Raw genomic sequence first — 26,380 nt, forward strand, 5'->3', positions numbered from 1 at the left:
GATCTTGACGTTCAAGATCAGGCTGGTCAGAAGATCGCGAAATGGGTCCCTTTTGATCCGCCGTTCAGCGGCCAGTTTTCACCCGACGCCGAGAAGCTGCCGTCATCCGGGCACCACAGCGATGAACGCACGTCGTCGAAGGGGCGAAGCAACCGCCGAACGGCCTTCCGCTGAGGGGCCTGCGGATCGTGGCCGCCTGGGTAACGGCGCAGGTCCGTTCCCAGGGGCACAGTCGGCCGGCCAGGAAGGCCAGCCGAGATGCGGCCAGAAGAGACAGCGGCGCGATCTTGAGCGGCTGACATGCGCCATTTTCTGCTTTTATCGGCGAGTTTCGCCGGTGTCGCGGAGGTTCCCGGGGGCGTCGTCGCCGACAGGGGGACCTGGGGATCGCGCCGAGGACGACTGCGGGTGGAAGGTGCCGGTCAGGTGGTCACCCGGTCGCTCTCCTCGGCACGGCGGGGCTGCTCGCTCGTGCGCGCCGGGTACCTGGCCGGGCCGGGCCGGCCCGCGACCACCACGTCAGCCGCCGCGCCTCCCACCGCGAGGGGCTGCGACCGCTGCGCGGCCTACGCGCCGAGCAGCGGGAGAAGACTCGCGCGTGGGAGTGAGTAAGCCGCTCAGATGGCGTAGTGCCAGGTGGTGAGCATGTACGCGCCGTACCAGCAGCCGAACAGCGAGGCGGTGGACAGGACGATGACCACTGTCCGCACCCGCGCGCGGCCGAGGGATCGGGCGAGCGGGACCAGGAAGATCACAGCGGGGATCACCAGGCGCAGTTTGGAGTGGTAGTAGTTGCTCTGACCCAGGGAGAGGACGAGGAGCGCGGTGCCGTAGACCAGGAGCGGCGGCCAGGCGGTGTGAAGCCAGGCAAGGATGGTGGCGGCGATGAGAGCGAGGAGGAGGACGGCGGTGCTGACCGGAACCCAGCCGTCGGCGCGGGTGAGCGTGTAGCTGAGCAGGTTGAGGAAGGCACGGCCGTTGTCCCAGTGGGTGCCCCAGCCGGCTTGTTGGATGGTGAACCAGGCATCTGGCTGGTGGAGGCGTTGGCCCACCCACCAGAGGTAGGCGGGGGTCGCGGTGGCGGCCAGGGCGATGGCGGTGAGCGGGCGCCAGGTCAGGCGGCGTTCGCGTATCAGGTGGAGCGCGACCTCTGTGGCCAGTGCGGCGGCCACGGCTACGGCGGCGGGCCGGGTCAGGCCGGTGAGCAGGGCGAGGAAGCCGGCGGTGAGCCATGCCTTGCGGTGGGCGGCCACGAGGGTGGCAGCGGCCAGGGCCAGGAACAGGGACTCACTGTAGGCCATGAAGAAGGCCAAGGCCATGGGCTGTGCACAGGCCAGCAGAACGGTGGCGATGGTGGCGGTGCGGCGGTCGTAGAGCCGGCTGAGGAGGTGGTGGACCGCGATGAGCGCGGCGATGAGCGCCAGGTGGGCCGCGGTGATCGCGGCGGTGCCGTAGTCGAGCCCGGTCAGGGCGTGGACGGTTCGGATCAGGGCCGGGTAGGCGGGGAAGAAGGCCAGGTTGTTGCCGGTCAGTTCTCCGGTGGCGGTATGGGTGAAGCCGTCGGGATAGCCGCTCCGGGCTATATCTGTGTAGAGCAGGCCGTCCCAGGAGAGCAGCTTCGCGTGAAGGCCGGGGCCGTCGGCTGGGGTCATGATCGCGAGCAGCGCGAGGTGCAGGACTGCGGAGGCCGTGTAGATCGCCAGCGCCGGCCATGCCGCACTCCAGGCCCTGCGCGGCCATGTGTTCCCGACGGGCACGTCGGGTCGGCGTTGAGTGGACGAGTGGGCGGGGGCAGCGGGTGGTGCCGCTTCCTCGGCGTCTGACGCCATGCGTTGTGGGGTGACCGCTGTGGTGGTTGTCGAGGTCGTCATGGGGCTCTCTCGGTAGGCGGTCAATGGGGTTGGCCGCTGAAGGATGCCGTTGGAGGGGAGGGCGCCTGGTCGCCGGTCGCGGACGAGGTTGGTGTCAAGGTTGGTGTCGAGGCGGGGACGGTGGCCGGGGCAAGGGGGGCTCGAGCCGGCAGGAGCGTGATCGCGGCGAGTAGGGCTGCAGCGCCGACGACCGCGAGGCCTGTGCCCGCGGCCAGTCGCTGACGGCGTCGGCGCTTTCGTGCCCGTGCGGTGATCACGTGTGAGTTCACCGGTGTGGTCTCGCGGGCGGCCAGCTCCGACGCCTGGAGCAGGATCGCTGCGATGGGGTCTGTGCTGTCAGGCTTCACGGTTACCCCCGGGAGACGAAGGAGGTGAGAAATGGTGGGCGAGAGCAGCTCGGGCCCTGGACAGGTGGGTCTTGACCGTGCCGGTCGCCATCCCCGTCTCGGCGGCGATCTGCTCGACGGGCAGGTCGCACACGTAGAACAGTGCGGCGCACAGACGTTGCCGCACCGGCAGCAGGCGCAGGGCCGCGGCCAGATCCACGGCCGCCGGATCGGGACCGGCCACTTCCGCGGAAGGGCCGTACCGGTCCCAGGCGTGGCGGCCACGGCGCACGCGCCGCCACCGGCTCACCGCCAGCCGGCCGGCGACCGTGCGTACCCACGCCTCCGGGGCATGATCGCGATCCAGTTGCCGACGCTTGTTCCAAGCCCGCACGAAGGCGTCCTGGACCAGATCCTCGGCTTCATGCAGATCACCGGTGACAACGAACAGCTGTCCGGTCAATCGACGGACTGAGTGAGCGTAGAACTCAGTGAACTCCTCCTCGGTCAACAGCAGCTCCTCGCGTACTCGGTCCTTTGACACCCCTACGCCTGAGACCGAAGGCCGGGTTGACACGCGAGACGCACATCACAGACGCACATCACATCCGACGACAGCCGGCGATCCCGCCAGGCGGCTCGCGTTGCAGTTCCCTTTTTCTACGCGCACCGGCGGCGTGCTGGCGGGCACGGCAGACATCAGACGGCCGGACACCCAGCCCGATTTTTCCCACCTCCGGGACGAACGCCGCAGGTGCTCTGGAGGACCGGCTATCGGCCGGCCCCTCCCTTGTGGCGTCCGTCCGCAGGCCGGCTCGCCGGGGACGGGGAATCTCGGTGAGCAGGTCTGTCCCATCCCTGAGCACGGGGTGGGGAAAATGAAAGAGCCCCATCAAGGTGGCAATGGCGTGCAGTTCCCCGCCCATCCGGGCCAGGTCGGTCAAGCACAGGTGTCTCGTGGTGTGAGGGGAGAACCGCGGGACATGTGCGCTCGCCGGGAGCCCGCAGCCGGGCGCGGTGGCAGTTGAACTGCTGGTAGTGCTCTGGCTGTTCGTGGTGGTGGTAGTAGGGGGTGCGGACGGTGGCGCCGGCGCCCTGGTAGGCCCGGTCGGCCAGGAGGAGGATCTGCCGGGTCAGGCAGGCTTGGAGGATGCCGTGGGCGCGGGCCGCGGTGAGGTCGTGGGTCCGCCCCGGTGTCGCGCGTGAGAACCACAGCGGGGTTCCGTCCGAGGCCGCGATGACCTGGACGTTCATTCCGTGCTGTTTGTCCGCGTCCTCTCCGATGCGGCTCTGGCAGGATTTTCGTAGGCGGAGATCATCTTGGTGCCGTGGTCGACCCGTCCGCGTAACGGCGGCGGAGGTGGGCTATCAGGACGACGCGGTGGCGCAGGAGCGGAATGCCGGCGCGTCCTGCCATCAGGCGTTTCTGGAGTTTGAGGTCGATGATGCGGCCTTCGTTGACGCCGGAGTTGTAGGTGGTGGAGATTCCCTGAGTGACGGCGTGCTGGTCTTCGCGCAGGGCTCCGGCGATACCGGCAAGTGGTGGCAGTCCGCTGTGGGAGAGCGCGTCGAGCCAGGTCGGCAGGGGTGCGGCGTCGCGGTTGTCGAGCATGGCGGCGAACCGGCGGACCAGGTCATGGGTGCGCTTGAGTTCGGGGCAGTGCTCGAGGAGCCGGTGCAGACGGTGGGTGGCGTGTAGGCCGCGGCGGTCCGGGGGGGGATCCAGCGGGCGGTCTCGCGTGGGGACGGCGGTCGTGCGCGGGGCTGGTCCAGGGGCAGTCCGCGTCGCAGGGGTGCGATGGCCATCTTCACGCGCTGGTAGTGCCCAAGATAGCCCTTGTTGCGGAGTTCGGTGTGGAGGACCATCACGTTGTGTTCGCCCTCGTCCCAGCGCTGTTGCAGGTAGTCGCGGTAGGGGTCCAGGGTGGAGGGCTTGCGGGGCGGGCGGCGCATGACCTCCTGCCAGGTGCGGGCGCGGGCATACTTGCGCACGGTTTTGCGGTCCAGGCCGAGCTCGCGGGCCGCGGCGCTGTAGCTCCGGCCGGATCCGGTCAGGGTGTGCACGGCCTCGAACAGCCCCCTGGCGTGCCGCCCGGCTCGTGTGTCCGCCGCAGCGTCTTCGGTGGTCACTTCATCCGGTTCCCGGCCGGCCTCTTCCACCGGCGGGAGGGCTTCGGGCAGGCAGCTTCGGTGGGCGGTAGCGATGTCCTGGACGCGACGTGACAGCCCCTGCCACATGTGGAAGCGGTCGCTGATCTGTATGGCCTCGGGGGCACCGGCGGAGATGCCCTGGCGGTAGGCCAGCGAGCCGTCGCGGCAGACGATCTCGACACCAGGATGCTCACGGAGCCAGCGGCCGAGCTGTTCAGCGTCCCGTCCCTCCCAGAGCGTGAGGGGGAGACGAGTGGTGGCATCGACCAGGAGAGTTCCGTAGGTGCTGCCGTAGAGCGCGAAGTCCTCCACGCCCAGAACCCGTGGAGTGACAAGGGGCGGGAGCGGCATCCGCATCAGCTGCGACAGGACGGTGCACCGCGACAGCGCGACGTTCAGGACCCGCAGCATCCGGGCCCCGCCCCGGCCCGCCAGCAGCACTCCCGCTGCGTTGACCACCCGCTGCAGCAGCGGTGTGCGCCGCTGGTATCGAACAGCCAGCCCCGGCACCTGCTCGGCGAACGTCACCTTCCCGCAAGCGGCGTTCTCGCAGTACAGACGGCGCACGCTCAGCTCGATCAGCGCGGCACGGTCGCCCAACGACGCATCGCCGAGCCGTCTGACGTAACGGCTGTGACACCACCCGCTCGGCATCCCGCAGCCCGTACACGGCGCGGGAGCGTGCGACCGCGTACGCGCACGGACAACCACCACAGGGCCAGAGCCGTCGACCGAGAGAACCGACACGCCCGCCAAGTGCGGTAACAAATACGGCAGTTCAGAAGAGCACGCTCAAAGACTGACCGTTACCCGGACCGGTTGACCACGGCACCAAGATGATCTCCGCCTGCGAAAATCTTGCCAGAGCCACGTTCACGCGTACGGCAACACTGCTTGTGTTTCTGCATTGGTACGGCTCGTCCGCCCGGATACGGTCGATGGCGATGAGCGTCCCGTCGACGATGACGAAGTCGCCCTCGCCGAGCCCGACCAGGGCCTCGTGCAGGCCCGGCGCCCAGGCGAGCGTCTCGTCGACGTAGCGCCATACCGTCGCCTCCGACACCCCTGAACCTGGCGCCGACCTGGGCGAACGTCTCATTCTTCCGCAGGTGGGCCAGTGCCAGCCGGGCCTGTTTGAAACAGCTCAACTTCCGCCACGGCGAGCGAAGTTCACGCCTTCGGGTGTAGATGTGCCAGGAGACATGCTCGACCAGCTCATACGGCACATCGAGCGAGGATACGGAACCAACGAAGCCCCCGGCCGTCGGCGTGTTGAGTGAGATCACCACACCAATGACGAGGGGCTTCGCCACGCCACCACCACACTGACCAGCCTGTTTCACTCCTGAGACCCAGGATGAAAGAGGTTCACGGAGCGAGTAATTGTCAATACCTGCGAATGTTGTCGCGCGAATTGGCGATTCGGGATGCGGATGTCTGTGCCGTTCGGGCGTTGATGGAAATGTCGAAGCCAATCCTATCGCGTCGGGGATTTAGCGCGACGAGTAGTGTTCGCCGCCGAAGAGTTCTGCGAGGGGACAGACCGACCACCCGTCGCGCTCTCACCTCCGCCCGGCACATTGGTAGGCGAATCGCGACGCCCGGGGTTGTAGGCAGACTGAATTGGATTAGTAGGGGTTTCAGGCACTTCCGGGGTGGGTCCAAGACCACTACTGAAGGTAGTACGCCTCAGGACACCACCCGGAGCGGGCTCAAAACTGCTGTTGGCGATGCTACTGTCGGCCAAGGTGGCGACAGCCGAGGAGGGTGTCCGGGAAACGGTATGGCTGCTGCCAGGCTGGAGGGGTATAGAATGCCCCTGCCTGACCCTAAAATGATCGCCATCGACATATGCGCCGGGGACTCGTACCTGAGCGTTGTCCCTGTTCGCCTTCTTCTCTTCCAGCCCAGTTTTACCAGTCGCAGCAGCCGCTGCGGCAGCAGTGATGGAATTGGTTATCTGAGTTACCGCATCGTCCTTCAGTGCGATGCTGGCGAATCCCGCGCCCAGACCGCCAGCCTGGAAAACAACCTTGCCCATATCCCAGACCGCAAGCCGCGTGAGACCATCTTCCTGGTAGATTCGGATGGCCGAGTGGAGGAAATGGGCAACGTCGGACAGCGCTGTTGCGTTGTTCACATAGGCCCCGAATTTCTGCATTGCTTGGCCGGTTTCGGGCGCGCCATAATTCTCCACCGCAAGTCCCATCGCCACAAATGAGAAACCGCCGGCCTTGGCGAGGGCCGTGATCTCCGGACGATATTTCTGGACGAAATCGCCACACCTTTTCAGATCCTTTTTCATGCCGTCGAGGGTTACCCAGTTACCGTTTCCGTCGTTGACAGAAACGGTTGCCCGGAGAGGATTTCCACCTGCGGCGGTGACAGCGAATTCATCGCCTTCCTGGTTCTGAAAGATCACCGTGTTCGGGCGCTGGGAGTCGGTTGACACTTCCTGGAGGGCAGCCTCCAAATTCTGTGCCGATCCCCAACTGGCGGAGTGGGACGCATCGAACTGTTCCTGCGAACTCGATGGTGTAGGCATGTCAGGTGTCCTCTCGTATCTAAAAATGCACGCTAGCTGGGAAGTTGTAACGGATCCGAGGCGCGAACGGTTCAAGATCCCGCGAACACGCCCGGGATACCTTGATCCTCCAGCTGCTTTTCAGTCAGATGTACACACATTTGACTCGAAACTCGAAGGGATCCATTCGGGGCTGTAGCGGATGTACAGGCCGCCGAAGTAGCCGCGGACGATGTGTGGCCGGCGTTGGCGGCGATGAGAGAATCTGCGTACGACCGCTGTGCATCCCCCGGCGCCCCAGGTGCGGATGCCGACCAGGGCGGCGAAGAGCACCTCGGCGCCCTCGGCCCTGGCTCGCGCAGGGATCGCCGGCCAGGTCACTTCGCGCCACCCACGGACCGTCTCCGCGTCCTGCCCGACAGTGCGTTCATCCGGACGCTGGAACGGCCGTCCCACCAGCGTAGATACCCGCCCGCCCGCTGCCCGGCCGCATTGAGAACCTGATGTTCGCCCACCTGGCGCCGGCACGGCCGGGGCACCAGCGCCTCGCGTCCGTGTCAACGGCCATTTCGTTCGGTTCTGATCCACTCTCTGTGGAGCTGTGACTGAGCGTCACAGGAGCCTGGAATGATGGGTGTTCGTGTGACTGCAGTGTGCCCTGGGCCGCCTTCTCTCATCTGTCGACGGTGACGGTGGAGGAGGTCGTGGTGGACGACGGCGTGATGACCTTCTCGGCACGTACCGCGACGCGGTTGGCCGTCTGCCCGGGGTGTGGGACGGTGTCGGGCCGTGTCCACGGTGGGTACCGGCGGCGCCTGGCCGACGTGGCGGTGTCCGGGCACCGGACTGTGATCGACCTGCTAGTGCGCCGGTTCATATGCCCAACTCAGGAGTGTGATCGCCGGACCTTCGTCGAGCAGGTCGACGGGCTCACCGAGCGGTTCGCCCGGCGCACGGCTTCGCTGCATCGGACACTGGAGAAGATCGCGCTGGCCCTCGCGGGGCGTCCTGCGGCCCGGCTGGCCGCGCACCTGTCGATCCCGACAAGCCCGAATTCGCTGCTCAGGCTGCTGCGGAAGCTCCCCGACGAACCGGTCGGCACCGCGCCCCGCGTCCTGGGTGTCGACGATTTCGCATTCAAGAAGGGCCACGTGTACGGAACGATCATTCTGGACATGGAGACGGGCGAGCGCGTGGACGTGCTGCCCGACCGCACCGCGGAGACGCTCACCGCATGGCTGCGCGCGCATCCCGGAGCGGAGATCGTGTGCCGTGACCGGGCCAGCGCGTATGCCGAGGCCGTGCGCACCGCCTGCCCCGACGCAACCCAGGTCGCGGACCGGTTTCACATCTGGAAGAACCTGTGCGAGGCGGTCGAGAAGTGTGTCCTCGCGCACCGTGCCTGCCTGACCGAGCCGACCGAGGCTCCGGGGTCGGTGGCCCCCAACGCGGAGGACAGCGGTACAGACCTTCCCGTGCCGGCAGGGCTGGAGGGCCTGCGCGCCGTCCAGCGCCGCGAGCGCCACGCGGCAGTCCATGCCCTGTTCGGCAAGGGAGTGGGGATATCCGCGATCGCCGAGGCGCTGGGCCTGGATCGCAAGACGGTCCGCCGCTACGCGCACGCGGCCGCCCCCGAGGACCTGCCCGTCGGCACCGGCAAGCGCGGGAACCGGGTCCAGCCCTACCTCGGCTTCCTGCACCAACGCTGGAACGAGGGGTACACGGACGCTGTCCGGCTCTGCGGGGAGATCCGCACCCTGGGGTATCGCGGCAGTGAGCGCACCGTCCGCCGCCACCTGCAGACCCTGCGTGCCAGCGGTCAGACCGCACCCACCGTGGGCCAGGAACTGACCGTCCGGCAGGCGACGCGGCTCCTTACCAGCCATCCGGACCACCTCGACGAGAACGGCACGCTCCAACTCAAGGACCTGCTGGCCCGCTGCCCGGAACTGGACGGTGTTGCGGACTGCGTGCGCGCCTTCGCCGAGATGATGACCGAGCGCCGAGGCCAAGACCTCGCCGACTGGCTCGAACAGGCCAAGGCCACCGGCTTCCCCTCCCTGTCCAGTCTGGCCCGCGGCCTCCGCCAGGACTTCGAGGCCGTCACCGGGATCAAAAGGGACGGATATGGTCGCGCTGGCTTCGACCTCCTCCGCCTGCAGATCCTCCACGCAGACTGAAGGAGTACCGACGAATCGGTGTTCTGAGCAGTGACGGAACGGTCCTCATCGTGATCACGATGACGAGCCTTCCGCTTGGTCGTTGTCCTTTGTCATCCAATCGAGGTGTTTGACAACGAACCCAGTCGTTTCGGCTTTTTGACAGTGGACCTAGTCGCGCAGGGTGAGCACACCGGTGAACCCGACCTTGGCCAGCACACGGCGAGAAGCGGTGTTCCGGTTGGAGTTGTGCGCGTTCGGCCGTACCCGGGGTGCTGTCCTGGGGCATCGGGTTCCATGGCCCCTTCGCGGGTGCTCCGCATGCCCCCGCTGCGAGAGCGGTCACGTGCGCGGCGGTCGCGCATCCCGACGAGAGCGACCTCACGGGATGCGCGACCGTGGCATCAGCTCATCGGCTTCTGTCCGCTGCCGTCGGGCTTCGCGCGCCAGTTCGCCGACTGCGACGCCTGACTGTTCGAGTTGACGTTCGCTGCTGCCGCGGCGATCTCACTGCCGAACCATTGGTCGATGTGCGCCCTGATCGTGCCGCGGGCGTCGGCCGAAGTATCCGCGTCGATGTTCACCTCGCTGCCCTGGACGTCGCGGATATACGCACCGCCGAACGTCCACGGCTGACGGTTGACCGCCGGGTGGATGTCGATGATCAGGACGGTCCCGTTCCCGAAGTCTGCTCTGATCGCCTTCTTCGTTGGGCTATGGCGGTCTTCCCAGGCCCATGTGCAGTCCTTGACGTCATCGCCGGCGAGTTCGAAGGCCCGGATCGTCAGCTCGTCAGGTGGTACGGGTGCCGCCATGGTGATCCCCCTGTTCGGGGGCACGCCACTGGTACCGGACTACCCGGTATGCACCCCCGCGTTCAGTCTGACCTGCCCCGGCCTGACTTGCTACTGGTTCGACCGAAGGATCAACGGGCCACTGCGGCGTTTACGGGGATCACGCCGACTGCCGTCGCCGCCGCGCCGTGGCTGGCGATCGACGACGTCGCTTGGCCAGCCTCCTGGCGGGCAGGGAAGCCCGTGACAGGTGACGCACGCGGTTCCGGCCAGCGCTGAACCGCCCAGCCGCGGCCCTCACATTGCTCCCGACCGACAACTGTCCTTTGACATCCAACCTGGTCGCCCCAGCTCAGGGCATCGCACCGGACTAACTTGGCTGTCAAAGGACAGTCGTGGGGTTTGCCGTGACGGCTCAGGGGGATTCGGTGGTGCGGGCGCGCGTCTGGTCGGCCCGCGGCCGTGGGGGCGCCGGGACTGTCGGCGGTTTGATTTTCCTGTCTGTGTGAGCTCTCACTGGCTGGTGACATGGCCCGTGGGGGTCTGGCTGCCGAGAGGTCTCGTCGGTCGGCGACGGGTGGGCCGTCGGCGGGGTGGGTGCCCGTCGGGCGGGATGGCGGCGAGCCAGCGGTCGATCTTGCGGCGGCTGGCGTGGGCGAGTTGAAAGGCCAGCCGGATGGGTCTGGGCGGCGATGCCGCGGATGCGTCGGGTGCCGGGGTCGGGGCCGGCGGCCCGAGCTTGGGCACCCCGGCCTCTCCACCGTCCGAGCGCGAGAGATGCAGAGGTTTCGGCCTGTTCAGTGCGACGCTGGTCGGCGGCGGGGTAGCACGCCCAGGAGGGTTGCGGTCAGGGCCTGCTTCAAGTAGTCCTTCAGATCCAGGTGGAAGCGTGCCAGGTCGGGCTCGGCCTCGTAGGCCGCCTGCAGGCTGGGTGGGGGCGTGCTGTACGCCGACAGCGCGCCGGCCATGACCATGGTCTGCAGGCTGAACAGTGTTGCGTTCTCGCCCAGCTCCGGCAGGTACTTCCGGATCAGGGCGTTCATGGTTGTCAGGCGGTCCAGGGAGGCGCGCTTGTAGCGTGCTACGACCTCGACGGAGACGTTGTGTTCCAGGACGCTGCCCTGTGCGCCGAAGAGCTCGCACAGCACCATTCGGCCGGACAGCGAGCGACTGAGGATCTCGGCCACCGCTGCCGCTCGCTCGGCCATGGGTAGATTTTCGTCGATGCCGGCCGCCAACTCGCCTGCCAGTTCCGTCAGCCACTCCTGCAGGAAGTGGTCCAGCAGTTCCAGCAGCACCGCCTCGCGGGACTCGAAGTAGCGCAGCACGTTCGGCTTCGCCAGGCCTACCCGGCGGCTGAGCTCGTTCAGGGTGACCGCGGACACAGGCATCTCGTCGAGCATCGCCGACGCCGTGTCGAGGATCGCCCGTCGGCGGATCTCCCGCTGCTCTTCGGTTCGCGCCCGCTGGAAAGTCACGATCACCAGCCTAACTTAGGTACCTGCGGTACGTTGACAACGTACCGCAAGTTACTTTAACGTCGTCGATGCAAGATACCTTCGGTACGTTAGCTGGTTGGGAGCCTGGCATGAGCGAGAAGTGGACGACGGCAAACATTCCGGACCAGCGCGGACGGGTGGCCGTGGTGACCGGGGCCAACACCGGACTGGGGTACGAGACCGCCAAGACGCTCGCCGAGCGCGGGGCGTCCGTGGTGCTCGCCGTGCGCAACGCCGAGAAGGGCGAGCAGGCCGCGGCCCGCATGACCGGCGACGTGACCGTGCAGGCGCTGGACCTGACCTCGCTCGACTCCGCCCGGACCGCGGCGGCGGCGCTGCGGTCCCGACTCGACCGGATCGACCTGCTGATCAACAACGCCGGCGTGATGTACACCCCGAAGCAGACCACCGCCGACGGCTTCGAGATGCAGTTCGGCACCAACCACCTCGGCCACTTCGCGCTCACCGGGCTGCTGCTGGACCTGATGCTGCCGGTGCCCGGCTCGCGCGTGGTGACGGTCAGCAGCACCGGCCACCGCATCCGGGCCGCGATCCACTTCGACGACCTGCAGGGGGAGCGGTCGTACAGCCGGGCCGCCGCCTATGGTCAGTCCAAGCTGGCCAACCTGATGTTCACGTACGAGCTGCAGCGCCGGCTCGCCACACACGGCACCACCGTCGCGGTGGCCGCGCACCCCGGCATGTCCAACACCGAGCTCGCCCGCAACACCCCCGCAGCCCTCCGGCTTCCGCTCACCTGGCTCGCACCGCTGATCACCCAGACGCCGGCGATGGGCGCGCTGCCGACCCTGCGCGCCGCCACCGACCCCGGCGCGCTCGGCGGCCAGTACTACGGTCCCGGCGGGCGCAACGAGGTCAAGGGCCACCCCCGGCTGGTCACCTCCAGCCCGGAGTCGTACGAGCTAGCCGTCCAGCAGCGGCTGTGGACCGTCTCCGAAGACCTCACCGGCGTGAAGTTCCCCGTCCTTCAGTCCCAGCAGAACTCGTTTCCCTCCGGATCGGCCATCACGATGTAGCCCGCGCTGGTAGGAGGCGCCGGCTCGTCCGGCGCTCCGCCGCCCGACGGTCGGCGCGATCGAGAAGAGCCGCTACCGGAACATGCGGGAGCTGCGTTCGCGTGGCGGTGGGACGGTGAGCATCCGAATGCTCTTCGTCTTCGATACCGAGCGGCGGGCCAGGCCGCGTACCTGTATGCGATCGGCGGCGAGCTGACCGTGGCTGCCATCTGGGGAACCTCTCGGTGAGGTTGCAAGGCGGATCCTGGCCACGCCGGGAAATGATCTCTGCGAGCGTGGGCAGTGATGAGTGCCAACCGCGGAATAGTCCTGGCAGAGGACTTCCGTCGGTGCCCCCTGAACATTGTGACGCTCAGTCACAGCTCCACAGAGAGTGGATCAGAACCGCTTGTCATGGCCGCCGTCACGTCCGCCTGTCGACCAATTGCTCCACCAGTTGTGCACGACCTTGAGCGAGACCTGGACCCTGAACGCCTACCGCTTCGGCTCGATAGAAGCGGTGGAACAGCAGACCGCCGTCGGTTGGGCCGGGACCGGCTATGCCCTGACGGCATCTTCCGCGTGCGTATCTCTGGTTCTTCGGGGTAGGCCAGTGACAGTCGGCCGCACACTGCCGCCACGCGGAGTATGTGGACACATCTCTGATGCCGGTCGGTTTCGTAGGGGCGTCTGGTGATGGACGCATCACTTTCTGTCGTACTCATGCCACCTTTGGCTACGGTCGCGCTCTTCGGTGATTTCCTGGTCGAGCTGTGCGCGCAACCGGGCCACTATGCGGTCGTTGAGACGCGCGAGTTCGGCGAGGCGTGTGTCGCTGACAGCGGGTTCGCCACCGTGTCGGGCCTCCCAGGAGAGCGCGCGATACAGGTAGGCGTAGACAGCGTAGCGGCGGGACTTCACAGTGGCCTCGGCTTCTGAGTGCACCTCGCTGCGCGTGGCCAGTTCGTCCAGGACCTCCATGCGAAGTTGCGTGCGCCGGGCATCAGCCGCGTGCTCGGTATCGCCGAGCAGGACGATTCCCTCCGCCTCGGCGGCCGCTCGGGCCTTGGCCGGCATGGCCCACAACTCGGCGGTCGTGGTCTCCGCGGTGACGAGTTCCGGGTGTGTGGGGAAGAAGGATGCGGCGCTCTGCATCGGGCGGCCCGCGGCGGCCGTGACGCGGTATTCGTACAGCCATGCCCGGGTGCCGACGAGCGAGGCGCCATCGGTGTCGGGGTCGATACCAAGGGCCTCGGTGATGGCTGGATTGTTGTGCAGACCGAACCGGTTGAGGCCCTCAGCCTCCTCGTTGAGGTGTTTGTCATCGAGGTTGGCCCATCGATCCTGAATCAACTGGGGGCAGACCGACACGGCCTCCGCCATGTTCACAAGCTCCGGGCGTCGCCCCCGCGGCGGGTGCCGATGGCGACTGCAGGCGGCCTGGATGTCCATGCCCGCGCTGGCCGATTCCGCACTCCAGTCGAAGACACCGGTGCCAGGGACGGGCTGCAGGTTCCGCAGCAGGGACTCGGCGAGTGGAGCGACCTCGCGGGCGAACGCGTTACCCTCCTCGCGCGTGAGGTACGGGCGCTGCTCGAACGTGTGATGAGAGTCGATCGTCCAGGACAGGACGTCGGCGACACGAAGCCAGTGAAACGGCGCCCAGAGACCGTTCGACGGCGGGAAACGATCACTCTTGTGCAGGCCGCGTGGCATTCGCCAGTCGTCGCAGTGGAAGTAGAACTCGCCGCGCCTCACGTCCAGTACGAGCCTCTGGTAATGACCGGCTTCGAAGTGGGCCTTACCCTGGACATAGCTCCCTTTGCTGTCCAGGTACTTACATGCCATGCGGGCATCGGGCAGGGGCGGAACCCGGTCGGCCGCGGCCTCTCGAACGGCGAGCCGCGATGCAACGCCGACGGCCCCCCAAGCGCTCGGTCTCCTTTTGCCGACACCAGGTATCGGGCTCTTGCTTCTCCTGGGGTGCAAACCCGGCATTCCATATGTCCTTCCTGCGGCAAGCATTACAACGGGAGCGGACCAAACACGGTTCACCAGAGGCCAACGCTGGGAGGACGGGGTCTGGGCTTGTCTTTCAACGTCCGTTCGCTCGGACTCGCCGGCGATCTCTGCCTTCGGCAGCCGCTGGTTCTCGGCCCGCGGCCGATCGGCTCCTCGGCCGGACTCCCCGCACTGCCGTCTGACGGCTCAGGCACGGACTGAACGGTGTCCCCCTGCGGATCCACGGCCTGATGATCCCGAGGTCCGCGGCCACCGCCGCGCGCATGCGCTTACCGGGTACACGTGCTGGTATCCCACCAAGGCGACGGAATCGGGGACCGTCGCCTTGACCGTGGATCACTGGACCAGCTTCGCCCGCCGGCGCGTGGCGTGACAGTCGGTGCGGCGGGCGCCTCCCGTTCAGCCCCGCAGGTGCTCCGGGGTAGCGGTCGGGCTGACCTTGCACACAAAGTTTCGCCGCAACGTGTGGTACGGCTCCGCGGGGTCGGTGAAGTTGACCCGCATGCGGGCCAGTTCCTCCTCACGATAAGCCGCGAGGGGCTTGGCCGCCTCATCCCCGGCACGCCGTATTTTCTTCGCGAGGAGACGCGTCTCCAGACTGACCGATTCAGCCAGCCTGGCAGCCTCGCGACCGACCCAGGTGCCGAACTCACTGGCACTGCCGCCCACCACTCGGTCGACGAGGCGGAGGGCCAAGGCCTCGTCGGCGCCAACCGGCAGCGCGGCGGAGGTGAGCCGACGTGCCTCCTCAGCGCCCACCCGCGCAGGCAGGGTGTACGTCCAGTACTCGGAGCCGTGAAGGCCCATGAGCCGGTAGTGCGGATTGAGCACCACCGAGGCCCTGCACCACACCTCGTCAGCCGCCAGCGCCAGCATCACGCCGCCGGCCGCGGCGTTCCCCGCGAGGGCGGAGACCACAAGCTTGTCCGTGGTGGTGAGAATGGCCTCCACCAGGTCGTCCATGGCATTGATGTTCTGCCAGGACTCGTCCGCCGGGTCGGCGGCCGCCTCAATCACGTTGAGGTGGATGCCGTTGGAGAAGAAATCACGCGCAGGGCCGAGGACCAGCACCGCTGTCCGCCGCGCCGCCGCATCGCGATAGGCGGTCAGCAGTCTGCGGCACTGCTGCGTGCTCATCGCACCGCTGGGAAAGGCGAATTCGAGGAAGCCGACGGCGCCGTCCTCCCGGTAACGGATCTCGGCCCACGTCTGCCGCCGTCCCGCCTCCTCGGGCGAAACCGGCACCTCGGGCACATCGGCAAGGAAGTCACCCAGCACGTCGACGGCGGGTAGTTTGAAGGTGGCCGGATCGCCTGGAGCACGGCGGGGGCGGAGTTGGAGGATCCAGACAGCACCGTCGACCGTGGCCCGGCAGATCGCGCCGTCACGTGTCGCGATCACCTGGCCCGGGGCGCCACGCAGCCGGTCCTCGGAATGCCCGCCGTGAAGGTAGTACTCGCGACCCGCCAGGGTGTCGAGCACGCCGGGCTGTGAATCGCCCGAACGGAGCTTGCGCAGCACCGTGGCGGTGTCGTCGACGGACCAGTCGATCCGTCGGTAATCCTGAGTGTGGTACGGACGGAGCCGCCCACTGATTTCGGGACGGGAATAGTCCAGAGGATCCGGCTCGAACGAACCGCTCTGGAAGCGCTCGACGGCGAGGAGCACGGCCGAGACCGCCGCGTCGGCGACCTCACCGCGGTACAACTCACTCTTGGCTCCGGGCCGGACCGAGAACGGCGCGGAGGCCCAGATCGGGCCGGCGTCCATTTCCGCGACAGCCTGCAGGACGGTCACACCCCAGACCTCGGCATTCTCGTGGATCGCCCAGTCGAGGGAGGAAGGCCCGCGGTCCCCCATGGGACCTGGGTGGACGATGAACACGGGATACCGACTCCAGACATCCTCGGGTATCGCCCGGGTCAGCATAGGCGCGAGGATCAGTTCGGGCCGGAAACGCTCCACGGCGGCCCGGACCGGCTCGTCCCCGAGGGCCAGTTCCACCGCCACCACGTGCCCGAGAGCCCGTAGAACGGTGTAGACACGCTGGGTAAGGCTGTTGAACGCGCTGGCAACGAGCAGGATGCGCAAGGGGTGCTCCTACAGTGGTAAACGATTGGCTTCGGCATTCACACGCGGACACGGAGATCTGCGCGCGTCGGGTGTGCAGCACTACGCCGCCGCCATCGAACTGGTTCACGGCAACCTGCCGTCGTTGACGCGTCCGCAGTCCACGCCGGTGACCGGCTACCAGTGTTGGACGGACCGGTGAGATCCCCGTGGATCCGTGATCAGCGAGAGGACACACCGTCTTGAGCCCCACAGCCATCTCCGGCCAGAATGCATACGCAGACCACGGGGAGGCGACGCCGTTCAGCACTTCGGCTGACGCGACCTGTTCGAAGCTGTCACTTCAACGGCTGGCTCTCCGCTGCGGGGCTGGCTTGGGACGCTGGTAAGAGGACGCAGCGCTCTGAGGGGCCGTGGGGTAGTGGTGCGACGGGGGAGGAGAAAGCGCCGTTACGTTTACCCTCTCACCGACCAGGGGTGGCAAGGAAGCCGCCGTGGACGCAGCACTCACCTGGGAGTCACGAGAAGCAGCAAAGGACACCGCACTCACCTGGGAGTCACCGTCAAGGGCCGGGCGCTGCGCCCGGCGGTCCTCCCAGTCCTTCAACACAGCACGGTAGTCACGCGACTCTTTGCCTTGGCTTCCAGCAGAGGCATCGATCTCGGTGCCATGGTTCCGCTCCGGGCCCTTCGCCACAGCGCTCTCCGCGGCACTGTTCCTGGTCTCCCCCGTACTCTTCGTCTGACTGAAGTCCGGCAACTGCCAGGTCTTCCAGCGGTTTCGTACCGCCGCATCCGCGAGGCTCTTGGTGTGAGGCATGCTCTCGGGAGAATCACGGAATAGGCGACCGATATCCGAGTCCTTCTGGGCCAGCTCCTTCTGGACCAGCCTCAGGACCGCCGCTTCGACGGCCACGCGTTGCTCCACCGGCAGGCTCTTGATTTCCCGGACGATGCGTTCCACGGGGTCGGAAGACGCCGACCTTGCCCCAGCCTGCCCCTGCCGGCCGGTATCCCGCATGGACATCGGCTGTTGGTGCGCCGCCCTACCGGGGCTCTGCCAGGGGTTGGCGGACGGGGCGGTTGACCCGTCCGCCCTTCCCCTGGAGAACATCCTTCGAGCGAGGCGCACGAAGTTGCGCCACGCGTTTTCCAGCGCTCCCCTCTCGCGCTCGGGCTTCTGATCGCCCAGGTCGGGTGCGTTCCTGCCTGGATCTCGCGATGACTCTTCCCGCGCCTTTCGCGCTTCCGCGCCGACCAGACCTCGCGCCAGGTCGCCCAGTCGTCGCGCCAGAGTCTGACTCCGGCGCTGAGCTTGGTCGTATTCCGCACGGACGAGTTGAAGCGCCAGCTGTTCAGGGTGGTCCCTCGTCGACTGTTTGCCAGCCGAGGTGAATTCCGCCATGGTCGACCTCTCTTTCGACACAGGACACGACGGATTGCCCCGGTGAGCGGTTCAATCGCCCACCGAGGAGACATCGGAAGGGACCACTCGCGGCTCCATCACACCGCTGTTCCTGGAGCTGGTGTGAGTCACGTGCCTGGGGTTCGCCCAGTTCACGGAGGGGTGCCGTAACAGGCCAGGCCGGAGGGAGCGAGTCCCGCATCGGCGGTCATGGCACCTCGGGTCCGGAGCCTCCCGGTACCGGACATGTCGGCACTGGGAAGCTCCCCCGGGCCGACTCTCGCCTCACCCCGAGTGATCTGTCCGATGCCCGCCGGGAGTTGGCGGAAGATCCGCTGGGCTGCAGACGGGCATTGCCCACGCTCGACCGGGGCCCGTGCTTTTGGCAGCGCCCGGTTGACGGTCTGCTGGACGAGCGTCGGCTCACCTCCGGCAGGCCGTCTGGCCGATGTAGGTGCGGTCCGACTCGTGGCGGCGCCCCGGCAGGGCCGGAGACAGCCACAGCACTCCCGATAGTCACTCGTTCATGTGCGGCAGCCGACGGGAAATCTTGTCGGATATCTGGGCCAGGAATTCTGGACGACCCATTTCAAGATGGGTACAGGGAATCTCTGTCTCCTGAATGTCTCCTACTACATAAGGCGACCAGTCGGCCACTGTCGGCGATTCCCCACTCCGGTCCTTCTGGGCCGTGAAGAACTGGACTTCTCCCTCGAAGCGTCCGGGGCGATGTTCGGCGAGGATGCGGACATGACTCCGCAGCACGGTGAGAATATTCCCGACCATCGCGCGCGTGATGCCGTCGAAGATTCCCAGCTCGCGATGGACAGCGTTCAGCAGGTCGTCCGAAACCGGTTCGCCGTCCTGTCCGGAGTCGACCGCGACCCCGAGGACTTCGCTGATGTCGTCGAGGATTTCCTGCTCGGAGTCGCTTCCGCGCTCGTTGTCGACAGCGGCGGCTGTGGCGCGTGCCGGGTACGAGTCCAGGAGAGCGAGCATGGCCACGGTCTCCCCGGCGCCTTGCAGTTGGACGGCGATCTGGTGGGCCACCACGCCGCCGAAGGACCACCCGAGAAGGTGGTACGGCCCGTCTGGCTGGATCGCACGAATGTGCTCGATGTAGTCGTCGACCATTTCCCGCATGCTGCCGGGAAGGTCTTCTTTCCCGTCAAGCCCTCTTGCCTGGAGGGCGTAGATCGGGCGGTCTTCGGGGAGGAAGCCGGCGAGAGGGGCATAGGACCAGCTGATCCCGCCGCCGGGATGGACACAGAAAAGTGGTTCCTTGTCTCCCTTGGTCCTGATGGGGAGAAGGACGTCGAAGGAACCCGCGATGGCCGGTGAGTCGAGTTGTGGGGCGAGGGTTGCGACGGTGGGGTGCTCGAACAGGGTACGGATGCTGATCTCGGTGTCGAGGACGGCGCGGATCCGGGAGATCAGCCGGCTGGCGAGCAGTGAATGGCCCCCCAGCTCGAAGAAGCTGTCGTCCACGGTGACCTGTTCCAGCCCCAGCACCTCCGCGAACAACGCGCACAGCACCTCCTCCCGAGGAGCGGACGGCGCACGGCCACGCGCGACAGCGGCGAAATCCGGAGCGGGAAGCGCCCGCCGGTCGAGCTTCCCACTCGGCGTCAACGGCAGCGCGTCCAACACAACGACAACCGCAGGCACCATGTAGTCGGGCAGCACCGCCGACAGACCCGCCCGCACCTCGGCGGCCACATCCGCACCCTCCCCGCCCACCCCGACAGCCGGAACGACATACCCCACCAACTGCCGAAAACCACCCGGACCGTCGTCACGAACCGCGACAGCACACCGACCGACCAGCGACAGACCGCCCAGAGCGCTCTCCACCTCACCGAGCTCGACCCGGAAACCCCGGATCTTGACCTGGTCATCAGCCCGCCCGACGAACTCCAACTGCCCGTCCCCACGCCAACGCACCACATCACCCGTGCGATACATCCGCCCACCCCGCACACCGAACGGGTCGGCGACATAGCGCTGTGCGGTGAGGCCGGGTTGGCCGAGGTAGCCGCGGGTCACGCCGGTTCCGGCAAGGTAGAGCTCACCTTGGACACCGACTGGCACCGGTCGCAGGTCGGCGTCCAGAACGTAGGCACGGGTGTTGTCGACGAGCCGGCCGATCGACGCGTCGCTGGTCGAGCGCGTCTCGAAGACGCTGTCGAAGCAGATCTCGGTGGCACCGTAGAGGTTGGCCAGCTGGGCTTCGGGCAGCACTTCTCCGAACCGGCGGACCGTGGCCGGCGGCAGCGCTTCGCCGCTGTTCATCCAGAGCCGGATGCAGGAGGGCAGCTCATCCTCCTCCAGTTCCAGCAGGCTGGCCAGCAGCCCCGGCGCCGCCGTGATCCGGCCGGCCCGATAGCGCCGGGCCAGACGTGCCATCTCCCGGGGATCCCGCGCCTGTTCCGCGTTGGCCATCACCACCACGGCCCCGTGCACGAGTGCGCCCAGGGGTTCCGTGACGCCGTCGGCGAAACTCAGCGCGCTCTTCGCGAGCACCCGCTCCGCCGGTTGGTAGGGGAAGGCTCGGCCGAACCACATCAGCCGGTTCACGACGCCGCGATGGGTGCCCACCACGCCCTTGGGCCTGCCGGTGGAACCCGATGTGTAGATCACATACGCCGGATGCTCGACGCGCAGCGGCACCAGACGCTCAGCATCACTGACATCACCCTCGCCACTGACCGCCAACGCCTTGACCGTCAGCGGATCGTCCAGCACCAGCACACGCTCGGCCAGGCCCATGTCCGGCAGACCCTCCCGGCCGGCCGCCGTGGTGACCACCACCGCCGGCCGGGCATCCCCCAGCATGTAAGCAACACGTTCAACCGGATACCCCAGATCCACCGGAACATAAGCCCCGCCCGCCTTGAGCACCGCGAGAACCGCCACGACAAAGTCCGCCGACCGAGGCACCGCCAAAGCAACCAACGACTCCGGCCCCACCCCCCGCTCGATCAACAACCGCGCCAACCGATTAGCACGGACATTCAACTCCCCATACGACAGAACCTCATCCTCATACACCACCGCGAGCGCATCCGGACACCGCACCACCTGACACTCGAACAACCACGGAACAGCGACCGGAGGCACATCCCACGCCGTGTCATTCCACCCGACCAACACCCGACGACGCTCATCCTCCGACAGGACGTCGAGGCGTGACAACGGCGTGTGCGGATCGGCCCTCACCTGTTCCAGCAGACGCAGGAAGCACTGCCCGAGCCGCTCGACGGTACAGCGGTCGAACAAGTCGGCCGCGTAGGTGATCTCCCCGTCCAGCCCTGCCGGACGCCCCGCGGTGTCGGTCCGCTCGGTGAACTGGAGATCGAGATCGAACTTCGCCAGCGATCCCTGCCGGGGCAGTGGCTCGGTTTCCAGCCCATGGAATCCGTATACCGCACTGGCGGTGTTCTGCAGGGTGAGCATGACCTGGAAGAGCGGGTGACGAGCCGTGGAGCGGACCGGGTTGAGGTCTTCGACCAGTCGCTCGAAGGGCACGTCCTGGTGGGCGAACGCGGCCAGGTCCGTCTCACGGACTCGGCGGACCAGTTCGGCGAAGTCGGGATCTCCCGACAGATCGGTACGCAGTACCAGGGTGTTCAGAAAGAAGCCGACGAGTTCGTCGAGTACCTCGTCGGTGCGCCCGGCCACAGGGGAGCCGATCGGCACGTCGCTGCCGGCGCCCAGCTTGGACAGCAAAGCCGCCACACACGCCTGCAACACCATGAACACGCTGGCGCCGCTCTCATCGGCCAGAGCCGCCAGAGCCTGGTGGATCTCGCCGGGCACACGCAGCTCGACCGTGCCGCCACGGTGTGTGGGGATCGGCGGGCGTGACCGGTCGTACGGCAGAGCCAGTTCCTGCGGTGCGTCCTTGAGCGCCTGCCGCCAGAAGCCGAGCTGTTCGTTCAGGAGGCCCGCAGGATCGTCCTCGTCCCCCAGCAGCTCGCGCTGCCACAGGGTGTAGTCCGCGTACTGCACCGGCAGTGGTGCCCACTCCGGCCGCCCACCCGCGCAGCGAGCCGCGTAGGCCATCGACAGGTCCCGCGCCAACGGTGCGATCGACCATCCGTCACAGGCGATGTGGTGGACGACCACCAGCAGCACGTGCTCGCGGTCATCCATGCGGAACAGGCGGGCGCGCAGCGGCAGATCGCGTTCCAGGTCGAACGGTGCCATGGCCGCCGCCAGCAGCGTTTCCTCAAGCTCTTCCTCGGTCACCCGGGTGGTCGTCAGCGGCACCCTGGCCTGTTCCCCGTCGAGGACCTCCTGGCGCGGATTGCCGTCCACCGCCGGGAACACCGTCCGCAATGCCTCGTGCCGGAGTACGACGTCGTCCAGGGCCGCTTCCAGCGCCGCCGTGTCCAGTACGCCTGTCAGCCGCAGCGCCAGTGGCATGTGGTAGGACGCACTCGGTCCTTCCAACTCGGTCAGGAACCACAGCCGCCGCTGCGCGAACGACAGTGGCACCGCATCCGGCCGTGCCCCGGCCGTCAGCGCCGGGCGTCGCCGCGTGTGCGTGCCGACCAGGCGTTCTGACAGGGTTGCGACGGTGGGGTGCTCGAACAGGGTGCGGATGCTGATCTCGGTGTCGAGGACGGCGCGGATCCGGGAGATCAGCCGGGTGGCGAGCAGTGAATGGCCCCCCAGCTCGAAGAAGCTGTCGTCCACGGTGACCTGTTCCAGCCCCAGCACCTCCGCGAACAACGCGCACAGCACCTCCTCCCGAGGAGCGGACGGCGCACGGCCACGCGCGACAGCGGCGAAGTCCGGAGCGGGAAGCGCCCGCCGGTCGAGCTTCCCACTCGGCGTCAACGGCAGCGCGTCCAGCACGACGACAACCGCAGGCACCATGTAGTCGGGCAGCACCGCCGACAGACCGGCCCGTACCTCGGCGGCCACATCCGCACCCTCCCCGCCCACCCCGGCAGCCGGGACGACATACCCGACCAACTGCCGAAAACCACCCGGACCGTCGTCACGAACCGCGACAGCACCCCGGCCGACCAGCGACAGACCGCCCAGAGCGCTCTCCACCTCACCCAGCTCGACCCGGAAACCCCGGATCTTGACCTGGTCATCAGCCCGCCCGACGAACTCCAACTGCCCGTCCCCACGCCAACGCACCACATCACCCGTGCGATACATCCGCCCACCCCGCACACCGAACGGACATGCCACGAACCGCTCCGCGGTCAGCCCCGCACGTCCCAGGTATCCCCGGGCCAGTTGGTCTCCCGCCAGATACAGCTCACCCGCGACGCCCACCGGCACCGGCCGCAAGCCCGTGTCCAGCACGAACACCTGCGTGTTCCAGACCGGTCGGCCTATCGGCACCACTCCGGCGGCGGACTGTGAAGCGGGCGCGTCGGTCGCGAAGGTGACGTCCACGGACGCCTCGGTGGGGCCGTAGAGATTGTCCAGCCGGGCGTCCAGCATGCGCTGGAAGCGAGTCGCCAGTTCGCCGGGCAGTGCCTCACCGCTGCAGATCACCCGGCGCAGGGTGGTGCAGGCGGCGGCGGTGGGTTCGTCGAGGAAGGTCTGCAGCATGGACGGTACGAAGTGAGTGGTGGTGACCCGTTGGGTCTGGATCAGCCCGGCCAGGTAGGCCGGGTCCTTGTGTCCGTCCGGCCGGGCCACGACCATCACGGCGCCCACCAGCAGAGGGCTGATCAGCTCCCACACCGACACGTCGAACGCAGATGGTGTCTTGTGCAGCACGCGATCATCCGGGCCCAGTCCGTACTCGTCCTGCATCCACATCAGCCGGTTCACGACGCCGCGATGGGTGCCCACCACGCCCTTGGGCCTGCCGGTGGAACCCGATGTGTAGATCACATACGCCGGATGCTCGACGCGCAGCGGCACCAGACGCTCAGCATCACTGACATCACCCTCGCCACTGACCGCCAACGCCTTGACCGTCAGCGGATCGTCCAGCACCAGCACACGATCAGCCAAGCCCATGTCCGGCAGACCCTCCCGGCCGGCCACCGTGGTCACCACCACCGCCGGCCGGGCATCCCCCAGCATGTAGGCAATACGTTCAACCGGATACCCCAGATCCACCGGAACATAAGCCCCGCCCGCCTTGAGCACCGCGAGAACCGCCACGACAAAGTCCGCCGACCGAGGCACCGCCAAAGCAACCAACGACTCCGGCCCCACCCCCCGCTCGATCAACAACCGCGCCAACCGGTTAGCACGGACATTCAACTCCCCATACGACAGAACCTCATCCTCATACACCACCGCGAGCGCATCCGGACACCGCACCACCTGACACTCGAACAACCACGGAACAGCGACCGGAGGCACATCCCACGCCGTGTCATTCCACCCGACCAACACCCGATGACGCTCATCCTCCGAGAGGATCTCCAGGCTGGAAATCGATGATGCGGGAGGGAGTTTCACGAACTGCTCGATGATCCGGCCGAAATGGACGGCGTTCTGCCGGTTCTTTTCCGCACTGTAGCGTTCCGGATTCGCACTGAAGGCTATCTTCAGGTCATCATCCATGGATCGGTTGTACACGGACACCAGCACGTCCTCGATCGGGCCGTTCGCCAACGTGTGGGTCGTGCTGGCCATGCCGCCGAGTTCAAATTCCTCCTCGAAGGACATGACATTCACTACGAGACCGAACAGAGGCTCTTGGTTCGGGATTCGAAGGTCGCGACGGATGTCCGCATAGCGGTAACGCTGATGCCGCAGGCCTTCCCTGACGGCCTGTGATGTCAGCCGGACAAGCTCACTCAGCGACATATCGGGGCGCACCGCTACACGAATGGGCAAAATGTTGGCCATCATGCCCGGGATGCTGCGCTGCTCCTTCCCGATTCGAGCCGAGGCGGACAGGCCGACAATGACATCCTGGGAGCCCGTCGCCTTGTGGAGCGCGGCGACGGCCGCGGAGACCACGAGACCGGCGAGGCTTGTCCGCATCCTCCTGGCAGTACGGCGCAGTTCGAGGGCCGTCTCAGGAGTCACCCCTTCGAAATGCCGGATGAAGGCGGAGGGCAAGCCGGACGAAAACGGCTCCGCACTCAGACTCGTCGCCTCCGGCCGATCCGCGAGTGTCCTGGTCCAGTACTCCCGGTCCCTCACGAAGCCTTCCGATCCGCGATAGGCGGACTCGTCGGAGATCAGCTTTTCGATGGACTGGAATGTTTTCGGCTCGTACATCCCACCGGCAGCCAGGGAACCATAGACCTCGGCGAACCGGGCAGCGACGATCGGTCCACTGAATCCGTCAACAATCGCATGATGAACCCGTTGGTACCAGAAGTACCTTTCCTCTCCGACCCGAATGAGCGCCTGCAAAAAGAGGGGGGAATCAGCCAGGGCGAATGCATTTCGCATGTCCGACCTCATCCATTCCTGGGCAGCAGATTCCGCATCTTCGCGACGCGCCAGGTCGATGAAGCGCAGAGGCCATCCGGCACGGTCACTCAGGTACTGCCGAAGATTCTCGCCGTCCTGCGTGAAGCGTGTGTGGTAGAAGTCGATCTCATTCAGAACGTGACGGAGCGAGGTCTCGAAGACGCCGACATCCAGCGGACCCCGAATGTCAAGATACTCAACGATATTGAATATGGGGTTCCCGGGATCCAATTGCTGGGCATACCACATCTCCGCCTGCCCGCCCAACAGATCCCAGTGGCCGTTTCGCATCTCAGTCATACCGAACCCTTGCTCTGCATGCAACCGCGCATCTTGAAATCAAATTCTCTCAGACATAAACCGGCCAGGGCACTCGCCCTGCCCCATCCCGCGCCGCGAGAGGCTCAACGGGTGTTCATGTGACGACGATTCACGCGTCTGAAAGACTCTTCGGCCTCATGTCCGTCCAGTTTTCTTCGACATAAGCCAAACATTCGTCTCGGCCGGCTTCGCCGAAGACAAGGTGCCATCCTTTCGGAACATCGATATATACCGGCCACAATGAATGCTGACCCTCGTCATTGACAAGCACAAGATAAGCGCCTTCTATGCTCTCGAAAGGATTTCCCATATTTATCCCGACCTTTCTTCTTCTGATCCCATACATCACGCTCGGAGCGCTGTCGTGATCACCGATCCACTCGCACACGACTGGCCAACGCGGGCCTCGGCGTTCACAGCCCCGAGCACCCCTAGGTGTCCCGTACCGCTCTCAACGGCGGGGGAAGCGGGGTGGTTCAGTTGTGCCTGCAAGGCCACCCGCCAAACGGCCGAGGCCAAGCTCACCGCTCTGACATGCACGGTTCACCGGAACTTGGGCGGCACCTACGGCGTCCCCGAGATCGCCGTCGAAGTGCTAGCACCAAACCGGCCGGACAGACCGCGGCAGTACACGAAGCACCGTGCCGACCGCGGCCCTGCCGCACTGAACATCGGCGGCTGGGGTCCCCGCGAGGGCGTCACCGCCTGGGTGTTCGCCGCGGCCGGTCTCGGCGCGGACACCGGGCTCGCCACCGCCGTCGTCTACGGCGTCCTCAGCTTCGTGGCGGCCCTGCCGGGTCTGGTGG

The 26,380-nt window shown here is 66.7% G+C and carries 13 protein-coding genes and 5 pseudogenes; 4 read left to right on the plus strand and 14 right to left on the minus strand.

Annotation, left to right across the window (positions count from 1 at the left end; translation table 11 throughout):
• Positions 1 to 617 precede the first annotated feature (617 nt).
• The 6 genes and pseudogenes from AB0D85_RS50980 to AB0D85_RS51005 all read right to left on the minus strand — a co-directional run bounded on the left by AB0D85_RS50980 (position 618) and on the right by AB0D85_RS51005 (position 6,800).
• A complete protein-coding gene (locus AB0D85_RS50980; RefSeq protein ID WP_362338132.1) occupies positions 618 to 1,757 on the minus strand; it encodes a hypothetical protein in 1,140 nt (379 codons plus the stop codon).
• 450 nt (positions 1,758 to 2,207) lie between these two features.
• Positions 2,208 to 2,708 carry a SigE family RNA polymerase sigma factor gene (locus tag AB0D85_RS50985; protein WP_362338135.1) on the minus strand — a complete coding sequence of 167 codons (501 nt, stop codon included), beginning with the start codon at positions 2,706 to 2,708 and terminating at the stop codon, positions 2,208 to 2,210.
• Between the two features lie 476 nt (positions 2,709 to 3,184).
• Positions 3,185 to 3,481 (minus strand): annotated as a pseudogene (locus AB0D85_RS50990) (transposase family protein); the annotation flags it as partial.
• Positions 3,482 to 3,613: 132 nt separating this feature from the next.
• Positions 3,614 to 4,948: a transposase gene (locus AB0D85_RS50995; protein WP_362338138.1), complete on the minus strand. Its 1,335-nt coding sequence runs from the start codon at positions 4,946 to 4,948 to the stop codon at positions 3,614 to 3,616.
• Between the two features lie 310 nt (positions 4,949 to 5,258).
• Positions 5,259 to 5,643, minus strand: a pseudogene (locus AB0D85_RS51000) (transposase family protein); the annotation flags it as partial.
• 182 nt (positions 5,644 to 5,825) lie between these two features.
• On the minus strand, positions 5,826 to 6,800 hold the full coding sequence (locus tag AB0D85_RS51005) for a hypothetical protein (RefSeq protein ID WP_362338141.1): 975 nt from the start codon (positions 6,798 to 6,800) through the stop codon (positions 5,826 to 5,828).
• 758 nt (positions 6,801 to 7,558) lie between these two features.
• Here AB0D85_RS51005 and AB0D85_RS51010 point away from each other — a divergent pair.
• Positions 7,559 to 9,052 carry an ISL3 family transposase gene (locus AB0D85_RS51010; protein WP_362338144.1) on the plus strand — a complete coding sequence of 498 codons (1,494 nt, stop codon included), beginning with the start codon at positions 7,559 to 7,561 and terminating at the stop codon, positions 9,050 to 9,052.
• Between the two features lie 383 nt (positions 9,053 to 9,435).
• Here AB0D85_RS51010 and AB0D85_RS51015 read toward each other — a convergent pair whose 3' ends face one another.
• Entirely contained in the window at positions 9,436 to 9,846 is a 411-nt protein-coding gene (locus AB0D85_RS51015) for a hypothetical protein (protein ID WP_362338147.1), read from the minus strand.
• Between the two features lie 126 nt (positions 9,847 to 9,972).
• On the opposite strand from AB0D85_RS51015, the pseudogene AB0D85_RS51020 reads away from it, so the two are divergent.
• Positions 9,973 to 10,104: pseudogene (locus tag AB0D85_RS51020) on the plus strand (AraC family transcriptional regulator); the annotation flags it as partial.
• 518 nt (positions 10,105 to 10,622) lie between these two features.
• On the opposite strand, the gene AB0D85_RS51025 reads toward AB0D85_RS51020, so the two are convergent.
• Complete coding sequence (locus tag AB0D85_RS51025; RefSeq protein ID WP_362338165.1) at positions 10,623 to 11,303, minus strand: TetR/AcrR family transcriptional regulator; 681 nt, start codon at positions 11,301 to 11,303, stop codon at positions 10,623 to 10,625.
• A 110-nt stretch (positions 11,304 to 11,413) separates the two neighbouring features.
• Here AB0D85_RS51025 and AB0D85_RS51030 point away from each other — a divergent pair, with 110 nt between their 5' ends.
• Positions 11,414 to 12,361 carry an SDR family NAD(P)-dependent oxidoreductase gene (locus AB0D85_RS51030; protein WP_362338150.1) on the plus strand — a complete coding sequence of 316 codons (948 nt, stop codon included), beginning with the start codon at positions 11,414 to 11,416 and terminating at the stop codon, positions 12,359 to 12,361.
• Positions 12,362 to 13,045: 684 nt separating this feature from the next.
• Here the strand turns inward: AB0D85_RS51030 and AB0D85_RS51035 are convergent.
• The 6 genes and pseudogenes from AB0D85_RS51035 to AB0D85_RS51060 form a co-directional block, all read right to left on the minus strand.
• The gene (locus AB0D85_RS51035; RefSeq protein ID WP_362338153.1) at positions 13,046 to 14,188 is read right to left on the minus strand and encodes a hypothetical protein; all 1,143 of its coding nucleotides are present in this window, start codon (positions 14,186 to 14,188) and stop codon (positions 13,046 to 13,048) included.
• A 573-nt stretch (positions 14,189 to 14,761) separates the two neighbouring features.
• Positions 14,762 to 16,453: a hydrogenase maturation protein gene (locus AB0D85_RS51040; RefSeq protein WP_362338156.1), complete on the minus strand. Its 1,692-nt coding sequence runs from the start codon at positions 16,451 to 16,453 to the stop codon at positions 14,762 to 14,764.
• 322 nt (positions 16,454 to 16,775) lie between these two features.
• Positions 16,776 to 17,396: a hypothetical protein gene (locus AB0D85_RS51045; protein WP_362338159.1), complete on the minus strand. Its 621-nt coding sequence runs from the start codon at positions 17,394 to 17,396 to the stop codon at positions 16,776 to 16,778.
• 761 nt (positions 17,397 to 18,157) lie between these two features.
• A pseudogene (locus AB0D85_RS51050) lies at positions 18,158 to 18,344 on the minus strand (IS5/IS1182 family transposase); the annotation flags it as partial.
• 9 nt (positions 18,345 to 18,353) lie between these two features.
• The gene (locus tag AB0D85_RS51055; protein WP_362338162.1) at positions 18,354 to 25,553 is read right to left on the minus strand and encodes an amino acid adenylation domain-containing protein; all 7,200 of its coding nucleotides are present in this window, start codon (positions 25,551 to 25,553) and stop codon (positions 18,354 to 18,356) included.
• Between the two features lie 130 nt (positions 25,554 to 25,683).
• On the minus strand, positions 25,684 to 25,884 hold the full coding sequence (locus AB0D85_RS51060) for an MbtH family protein (protein ID WP_362338168.1): 201 nt from the start codon (positions 25,882 to 25,884) through the stop codon (positions 25,684 to 25,686).
• Between the two features lie 354 nt (positions 25,885 to 26,238).
• Between AB0D85_RS51060 and AB0D85_RS51065 the strand changes: the two are divergent.
• Positions 26,239 to 26,380: pseudogene (locus tag AB0D85_RS51065) on the plus strand (UPF0104 family protein); the annotation flags it as partial.

The sequence above is a fragment of the Streptomyces sp. NPDC048277 genome (genome assembly GCF_040652235.1).
Taxonomy (GTDB): Bacteria; Actinomycetota; Actinomycetes; order Streptomycetales; family Streptomycetaceae; genus Streptomyces.

What these genes read in the sequence shown, in the direction of transcription:
- AB0D85_RS51060 (WP_362338168.1), bottom strand. Translation starts at nt 25,884, where the DNA reads ATGGGAAATCCTTTCGAGAGCATAGAAGGCGCTTATCTTGTGCTTGTC.
- AB0D85_RS51030 (WP_362338150.1), top strand. Translation starts at nt 11,414, where the DNA reads ATGAGCGAGAAGTGGACGACGGCAAACATTCCGGACCAGCGCGGACGG.
- AB0D85_RS51035 (WP_362338153.1), bottom strand. Translation starts at nt 14,188, where the DNA reads ATGGCATGTAAGTACCTGGACAGCAAAGGGAGCTATGTCCAGGGTAAG.
- AB0D85_RS51015 (WP_362338147.1), bottom strand. Translation starts at nt 9,846, where the DNA reads ATGGCGGCACCCGTACCACCTGACGAGCTGACGATCCGGGCCTTCGAA.
- AB0D85_RS51055 (WP_362338162.1), bottom strand. Translation starts at nt 25,553, where the DNA reads ATGACTGAGATGCGAAACGGCCACTGGGATCTGTTGGGCGGGCAGGCG.